This is a genomic window from Roseateles sp. P2_H4 (assembly GCF_056403315.1).
Window position 1 is genome coordinate 214,749 of record NZ_JBFUFR010000004.1, and the last position, 7,409, is coordinate 222,157.

Consider the following 7,409-nt stretch of genomic DNA (forward strand, 5'->3'; position numbering starts at 1 on the left):
TGACGGCACCACCTGCGCGGGTGTAGCGCGCGGGCCTCAGCCGGCGAACAAGTCACGCAGGCTGCGCTCCGGATCGGCCATGAAATCACGCATGACCCGGAAGTGCGCCGTGTCCTCGTAGCCCACGCGGTGGATGCCGTCGGCGTCGAAACGGTAGACCCAGGCGTCCGGATACGCCATCAGGATGGGCGAATGCGTCGCGATGACGAATTGCGAGCCCTGGCGCACCAGTTCATGCAGGCGCGCCAGCGCGTCGAGCTGGCGTTGCGGCGACAGGGCCGCCTCCGGTTCGTCGAGGATGAAGAGGCTGCGGCCACCGAAGCGCTCGTTGAGCAGCTTCAGGAAGGACTCGCCGTGCGACTGCTCGTGCAGGGAGCGGCCACCGTAGGAATCGATGATGGGCGGGCCGAAGGCGGGCGCCTCATCGAGCTTCTCGATCTCGGTCGCGACATTGAAGAAGCTCTCGGCGCGCAGGAACCAGCCGTCGCGTGGCTGCTTGAAGCCCTTGGCCACGCGGAGGACCTCGTGCAGCACCGAATGCGAGGCCCGCGTGCCGAAGTGGAAGTTCCTGCTGCCGCCCTCGGCATTGAAGCCCATGGCCACGGCCAGGGCCTCCAGCAGCGTCGACTTGCCCGAGCCGTTCTCGCCGACGAAGAAGGTGACCTTGGGGTGCAGCTCCAGGCGGTCCAGCGTGCGCACTGCGGCCAGGTTGAAGGGGTAGCGCTCGAAGGACTCGACCTTGTCGCGCTGCAGCGCGAGGTGGAAGACGAACTGGGAGGGCAGCATGCGTGGCCTACTTCAGAGGCATCGCTGTTAAAGCATCACCCTGAACGTAGTGAAGGCTGTAGCCGGAGTAGAGGAGTGAACCTGACGCAACCTCGGCATCGAAGCACCGGGTTAGTTCTTCCTCCGAGCTGAACCCATATTGCTCTATCCGGTCTCGCACAAAGTTTCCGAGGCGCCAGGCATCCAACCCATCGATTTGTCCCCCCTTGCCAAAATCAAAGTCCACGGGACCAGCTTCGAGATCCACTCGGCAGCCGTATCCATGCTTCGCGTACTTCACGCCACCCGGCAACACACCGAGCTGCGGGATTCCGTTGCAGGCCCACGCCATGTCGCTTGCAGGTCGGGCGATTCCACCCTGCTCCAGGAGGTCCACGGCGGACGAAACCGCCGCGAGGTACTCGGCAATGATCGAGGCAAGGCGTTGATCCATTGGCTAGGCAAGTCCGTTGACCAGTCGCGGTAAGACACGGACTATGCCAAGGGATCGCCCATGCCGACTCGTCAGGCCAACGCCGCCACCGCGTCCACCACCACCCGCCCATCCAGCAGCCTCAACGTCCGCGACGCCTGGGCCGCATGCTCCAGCGAGTGCGTGACCATGACCAGCGTCGTGCCCTCGGCATTGAGCTCGCGCAGGATGCGCATGACCTCGGCGCCGTGGGCGCTGTCGAGGTTGCCGGTGGGCTCGTCGGCGAGCAGCAGGGCCGGCCGCGCGGCGATGGCGCGGGCAATCGCCACGCGCTGCTGCTGGCCGCCGCTCAGCTGGCTGGGCCGGTGGCCAGCGCGGTGGGCGATGCCGAGGCGCTCCATCACTTCGGCCACGCGCTCGCGGCGGGCGCGTGCCGGCAGCTCGCCGTATTCCAGCGCCAGCGCGATGTTCTCGGCCACGCTGAGATCGTCGATGAGGTTGAAGCTCTGGAAGACGAAGCCGATGCGGCCGCGGCGCAGCGTGTTGAGCTGCTTTTCGCTCCAGCCGGCGACGTTGTGGCCATCGAACCAGTATTCGCCGCCCGACGGCGCGTCGAGCAGGCCGAGGATGCCCAGCAGCGTGGACTTGCCACAGCCCGAGGGGCCGGTGATGGCGAGGTATTCACCGGCCTCGATGTCGAGGTCGATGCGGTCCAAGGCCGTGGTCTCGATGTCGCCGGTGTGGAAGGTCTTGGTGAGGTGTTTGAGCTTGAACATGCGTCAATCCAGTTGGAGGGTTTGGGCCGAAGCAAAGGCGCGGTAGGGGGAGACGACGACCTGCTCGCCGGACTGCAGGCCGCCGAGGACCTCGATGACGCCATCGGCGCGACGGCCGAGCTTGAGTTCGCGGCGCCGGGCGTGGCGGCCGTCGGCGTCAATCACGAAGGCCCAGGCGCCGCCGGTGTCGGCATAGAAGCCGCCGTCGCGCAGCAGCAAGGCCTGGGTGGGCTGGCCCAGCGTCAGGCGCACGTCCAGGCCCTGGCCGACCTGCAGCGGCGGCGCATCGGCGTCGAAGCCCAGCTCGACAGTGAAGCGGCCGTCCTTGACCTGGGGGTCGATGCGGGCGACGTGCAGCGCGTGGTCGCGGCCGTCGTGAGCCAGGGTGGCGGTCAGGCCCTCGCGCACGCGGCCCAGGTGGAACTCGTCCAGGCGCAGCTCCAGCTTGAAGCGGCCCAGGCTGTCCAGGCGCGCGATGCGCGTGCCGCTGCGCACGCTCTCGCCCACCTGCAGCGCGAGGCCGGTCAGCCGGCCGGCCACCGGCGCGCGCACGGCCAGGCCTTCGCTGGCGGCGCGCATGGCGTCCAGCCGCTTGTTGAGGTCGGCCACCGCGCGCTGCATGGCCTGCACGGACTGCTCGCGCACGGCCAGCTCCTCGCGGCCATCGGCCTGCTGCTGGGCGAACAGGCGCTCGGCCATGGACAGCTTGTCGGCCGAGTCCTCCAACGCCGACGGCGACAGGAAGCCGGTGGCGGCCAGCTCGCGATTGCGCTGGTGCAGGCGACGCACGCGCTCCAGCTCGAACTGCGATTCGGTCAAGCTGCGGCGCTGCGCCGCCTGGGCCTGCATCCACGCGGCGCGCAGGGTGGAGAAGTTGGCGAGCTGCTGGGCGGCCTCGCTGGAGCGCGCCATCAGCTCCTGGGCGCGCTGGCTGCTGGCCAGCACGACCAGCAGCTGGCCGGCTTCGACACGTTCGCCGTCCTTGACCAGCACCTGCTCGACGCGGCCTTCCTCGGTCGCGTCCAGCAGCACCGACTGCAGCGGCTGGGCGGTGGCGCGGCCGACCACGACGTCGCGGAAGGCGCCAGGCTTGGCAGCCGCGATCTCGACATCGGCGCGGGACACCGGCACGCCGCGCGGCCAGTGGCGCAACAGCAGGCCGGCTCCGCCCAACGCGACGGCGGTCGCCAGCACCACCAGCCAGCGGCGCGACGGCACGGCGACGCGCCGGTCCATGGCCGCGCCGGAAGTCAGCACCGCGCTCATCCGCGCAAAGCCTGCAACGGCCGCAGTGCCAGCGCAGCGTGCAGGTGACGCGCCACGGCCAGGGCCGTCACGGTGGCCAGCAGCGCCACCGAGGCCAGCAGCACCCACAGCGAGAACGGCCCCACCGGCGCGCGTTCGACGAAGTCCGCCAGATAGCGCTGCGACAGCCAGGCCGCCACCGGCAGGGCGATGGCGCAGGCCACCGCCAGCACACCGGCGAACTCGCGCGCCAGCAGGCCCGCCACCGCGCCCGCGCCGGCGCCATGCAGCTTGCGCAGCACGATCTCGCGCTCGCGCAGCCGCAGCGTGTAGGCGGCCAGCGCGTAGATGCCCACGGCCGCGAGGCCCAGGGCCATCAGGCCGGCGATGCCGACGACGCGGCCCAGGCGCGTGTCGTCGGCCACCTTCTGCAGCAGCATGTCGCGCATGGGCAGGGCACTGGCCTCGGCGTCAGGAAAACTCTTCTTGACCAGGGCCGCCAGCTTCACGCGCGTGGCCTGGGGGTCGCGGCTGTGCACGCCGATGACGCCATAGCCGCGCTCCACCGCGGGCCGGATGGCATGCGGCTGCGGCGGGCTGCGCGGGCCTTCGAGGCGGATGTCGTCGATGACGGCCACCACCGTGGCGGGCTTGCCGTCGTCGATGTTGGGGCCTGTGCCGAGTTGCTGGCCCACGGCCGCCTCGGGGCTGGCAAAGCCGAGGGCACGCACGCCGCTGCGGTCCAGCACGATGCCCAGCTGGGCCTGCTCGGCGACATGGTCGGCCGACAGGCGCCCGGCAATGACGCGCATGCCATAGAGCTGGAAATAGCCCGGCGTGAAGCCGACGCCGGTGCGCAGGCTCACCGACTTGCCGCCGACACCGGTGAACTCGCCATACCAGCTGGCGAAGTCGCGGCCGGGCACGTCCTCGGCGGCGGCGGTGGCGATGACCTCGGGCCAAATGCGGATTCGCTCCAGCAGCGCCTTCGTCTGCGCGGGCTGGGCCTCCCAGGGCAGCTCGATGGCGACGCGGTCCTGCGTTTCGAAGCCGCGCGGGATGTCGGCGGTGTGCTCGGCCTGCCACAGCACCGTGAAGGCCAGCGTTGCGAACACGGCGGCGGCGCCGAACTGCAGCGTCGTCATGACGCGGCGCAGCCAGCGGCTGGCCCGACCCTCGCTGTGGCTGCGGCCCGCCAGCGACTCGGCCGGCCGCACGCGCAGCGCGATGCCACTGAGCGGCAGCGCACTGAGGGCGGCGATGGCGCCGCACAGCAGCAGCGTCAGCCCCACCATGGCCGGCGCCAGCACGGGCGCGTGGAACTGACGCTGCATCAGCACCTCGACCGCGGGCGTGGCCCACCAGGCCAGCAGCAGGCCCAGGGCGCCGGCCAGGCCCGCCACGACGGCCGCCTCGGCGAAGAACTGCAGGGCCAGCTGGCGCGCGCCGGCGCCCAGCGACTTGCGCAGGCCAATCTCGCGCTGGCGCTTCAGCGTGCGCACGCTCCACAGGTTGACGAAGTTGATGACGGCCAGCGCCAGCACGCCGGCCGCCGCGGCCGCCAGGCTGCCGAGCTGCAGGCGGCGCAGCGGGCTGCCGGCACCATGCAGGCCGACGTCCACCACCGGCATGGCGCGCAGATAGGCTGGCTTGCCGCCGCCCTTCAGGAAGTCCATCGGGAAGCCGGGCGGGATGGGTTGCTGGTCCAACAGCCGCTGCGCGAGCGTGGTCAGCTGCTCGGGTCGGGCGCCCGGCTGAAGGCGGGCGTACAGGTGGCCGGTGGTGTGGAGCCAGGTGTCCGAGCGCGCCAGATAGGCCTTGGCGGCAGGCGCGTGGAAGCCGGCAATGGCGTCGAAGCCGAGCATGCCGTTGAGGTTGGGCGTGGGCAGCACGGCCTTGACGGTCAGCGTGAACTGATGCGCCGGCTCGCGGCCTTCGGGGTCGGGCGGCAAGGCGATGCTGAAGCTGCGACCGACCGCCTGCGCCGTGCCGAACAGCTTTTCGGCCGCCGATACGCTCAGCGCGATGCCCTCGGGCGTGCCGAGGGCCGCGGCCATGTCGCCGGCCAGCGGCTTCAGGCCGAACAGGGTCTGCAGGTCGGCGTCGCCCACCGCGATGACGATGCGGCTGCTGCGCTGCACACCCTGGGCATCGGCGGCGCTGGCCGCCAGCTGCGTGAACAGCACCCGGCTCATCGCCTCGACCGGCGCCCCGTTGGCGCGCAGCTCGTTGTACAGGGGCACGGTGGGCACTTCACGGTACCAGTCGGTCTTGATGCCCCCGGGGCCCCGCGCCTGCCATTCGAAGGCGACCAGGCGCTCGCGCTCGGGCAGGCCGGCGTCGGGCCACAGCACGTCCTGCAGGAAGCTGGCGGTCAGCAGCGTGAGGGCCAGGCCCAGGGCCAGGCCGGCGATGACGAGGGCGGCCGGGCCGGGCTCGGCGCGCAACTGGCGCCAGGCGCCGCGCCAGAAAAGGGTGGAGGGGAGCAGCTTCATGGGTGGGTCTTGTGCAAGAGGCGGGCCAGCCCGTCTTTCCCGGGGAAACCGGGTTTCCCACGGTGGTGGCGTCCGGAAGCGGACACCGCCACTGTCCGCTTCCGGACACCGTCTTGCCCGGGTGCGCATGCGGCGCTTAGAGTCGCGCCCTCTCATGGCCGGCCTGCTCATCCTCGACGACGACCCCGACGTGGCCCTGGCCGCGCGGCTGGCGCTGCGCCGGCTCGGCGCCGTGGCCGTGCGCCACGCGCCCGCCGAGCTGATGGCGGCGCTGGACGAGACCCGGCCCGACGTGCTGCTGCTGGACATGAACTTCACGCCCGGCGCCAGCGACGGCGCCGCCGGCCTTGCGCTGCTGCGCGAGGTCGTCGCGCGTCGCGACGCGCCGGCCGTCATCGTCATGACGGCCTATGCCGAGGTGGAGCTGGCCGTGCAGGCCTTGAAGGCGGGTGCGGTCGACTTCATCACCAAGCCCTGGCCGAACGAAAGGCTGGTGGCCTGCGTGCAGGCCGCGTTGGCGCGCCGTGCGCCGGCGCCTGCGGCTGGCGAGCTGCTGGGCGAGTCGGCCGCGATGCAGTCGCTGCGTGCGCAGATCGCCCAGGTCGGCAACAGCGAGGCCAGCGTGCTCATCCTCGGCGAGAACGGTGTCGGCAAGGAGCTGGTGGCGCGCGCCCTGCACCAGGCATCGCCCCGCGCTGCCGGCCCACTGCTGGCGGTCGACATGGGCTCCCTGCCCGAGGCGCTGGTGGAGAGCGAGCTCTTCGGCCACCGCCGCGGCAGCTTCACGGATGCGCGCGAATCGCGGCCGGGGCGCTTTGTCGCGGCGGCGGGCGGCACGCTGTTCCTCGACGAGATCGGCAACCTGCCGCTGGCCAGCCAGGCCAAGCTCCTGGCCGCGCTGGAGCGGCGCGAGGTGACACCGCTGGGCAGCGACAAGCCGGTGGCCGTCGACGTGCGCGTACTGGCCGCGACCAATGTGCCCGAGGCCGAGCTCTTCGACGCGCGGCGCTTCCGGCCCGACCTGCTCTACCGCCTCAACACCGTGGTGCTGCGCGTGCCGCCGCTGCGCGAGCGTGGCGCGACGGACGTGGCCCTGCTGCTGCGCCACTACCTCGCCCACTTTGCGAGCGGCAAGCCGGCGCGCGACATCGAGGCCGATGCGCTGGCAAGGCTTTGCGCCTGTCGCTGGCCGGGCAATGTGCGCGAGCTGCGCCAGGCTTGCGAGCGCGCCACGCTGCTGGCGCGCGGGCCGGTGTTCACGTTCGCGGACTTTGGCCTGGCGGAGCTCGCCGCGCCCGCACCGGTCGAACCGGGCCTGGACCTCGCCCAACGCGAGCGCGAAGCCGTGCAGGCGGCCCTGGCCCAGGCCGACGGCAATATCAGCCAGGCCGCCAAGCTGCTGGGCGTGAGCCGGGCGGCGCTGTATCGCAAACTGGAAAAGCATGGCCTTTGAGCGCGCCCGCGTCGCCACCGCGGCGGTCGTGCTGGCCGCCAGCGCGGCCGGCGCCATGGCCGCGCTGGAATCGCCGCGCGTGCTCGTCGCCTGCGCCTTGGCCGGACTCCTTGCCGCCACCTTCGGCTGGGCGGCACTGACGCGCCTCGCTCACCGGCCCACGCCATTGCCACCCGATCCACTCCCCGCGCCGCGCCCCGACCTGGACGCGGCGCTGGAGCACGCGCCGCTCGCGCTGTGGC

The 7,409-nt window shown here is 71.7% G+C and carries 6 protein-coding genes and 1 pseudogene; 2 read left to right on the forward strand and 5 right to left on the reverse strand.

Annotated elements, in window-relative coordinates; translation table 11 throughout:
- Window positions 1-36: 36 nt before the first annotated feature.
- From AC1DW3_RS04965 to AC1DW3_RS04985, 5 genes are all read right to left on the reverse strand, one after another.
- Window positions 37-786 (reverse strand): AAA family ATPase, encoded by a 750-nt coding sequence (locus AC1DW3_RS04965; protein ID WP_477929151.1) that lies wholly within the window; start codon window positions 784-786, stop codon window positions 37-39.
- 7 nt (window positions 787-793) lie between these two features.
- On the reverse strand, window positions 794-1,219 hold the full coding sequence (locus tag AC1DW3_RS04970; RefSeq protein ID WP_477929153.1) for a DUF6896 domain-containing protein: 426 nt from the start codon (window positions 1,217-1,219) through the stop codon (window positions 794-796).
- A gap of 71 nt (window positions 1,220-1,290) precedes the next feature.
- Window positions 1,291-1,974, reverse strand: coding sequence for an ABC transporter ATP-binding protein (locus AC1DW3_RS04975; RefSeq protein WP_477929154.1), 684 nt, complete (start codon window positions 1,972-1,974; stop codon window positions 1,291-1,293).
- 3 nt (window positions 1,975-1,977) lie between these two features.
- Window positions 1,978-3,240, reverse strand: a complete 1,263-nt coding sequence (locus AC1DW3_RS04980) for an efflux RND transporter periplasmic adaptor subunit (protein ID WP_477929156.1) — start codon at window positions 3,238-3,240, stop codon at window positions 1,978-1,980.
- A complete protein-coding gene (locus AC1DW3_RS04985) occupies window positions 3,237-5,714 on the reverse strand; it encodes an ABC transporter permease (protein WP_477929158.1) in 2,478 nt (825 codons plus the stop codon). The genes AC1DW3_RS04980 and AC1DW3_RS04985 overlap by 4 nt, the downstream gene beginning before the upstream one ends.
- Before the next feature lie 154 nt (window positions 5,715-5,868).
- Between AC1DW3_RS04985 and AC1DW3_RS04990 the strand changes: the two genes are divergently transcribed.
- Window positions 5,869-7,167: a sigma-54-dependent transcriptional regulator gene (locus tag AC1DW3_RS04990; RefSeq protein WP_477929159.1), complete on the forward strand. Its 1,299-nt coding sequence runs from the start codon at window positions 5,869-5,871 to the stop codon at window positions 7,165-7,167.
- Window positions 7,157-7,409, forward strand: a pseudogene (locus AC1DW3_RS04995) (hypothetical protein); the annotation flags it as partial. The gene AC1DW3_RS04990 and the pseudogene AC1DW3_RS04995, both read left to right, overlap by 11 nt.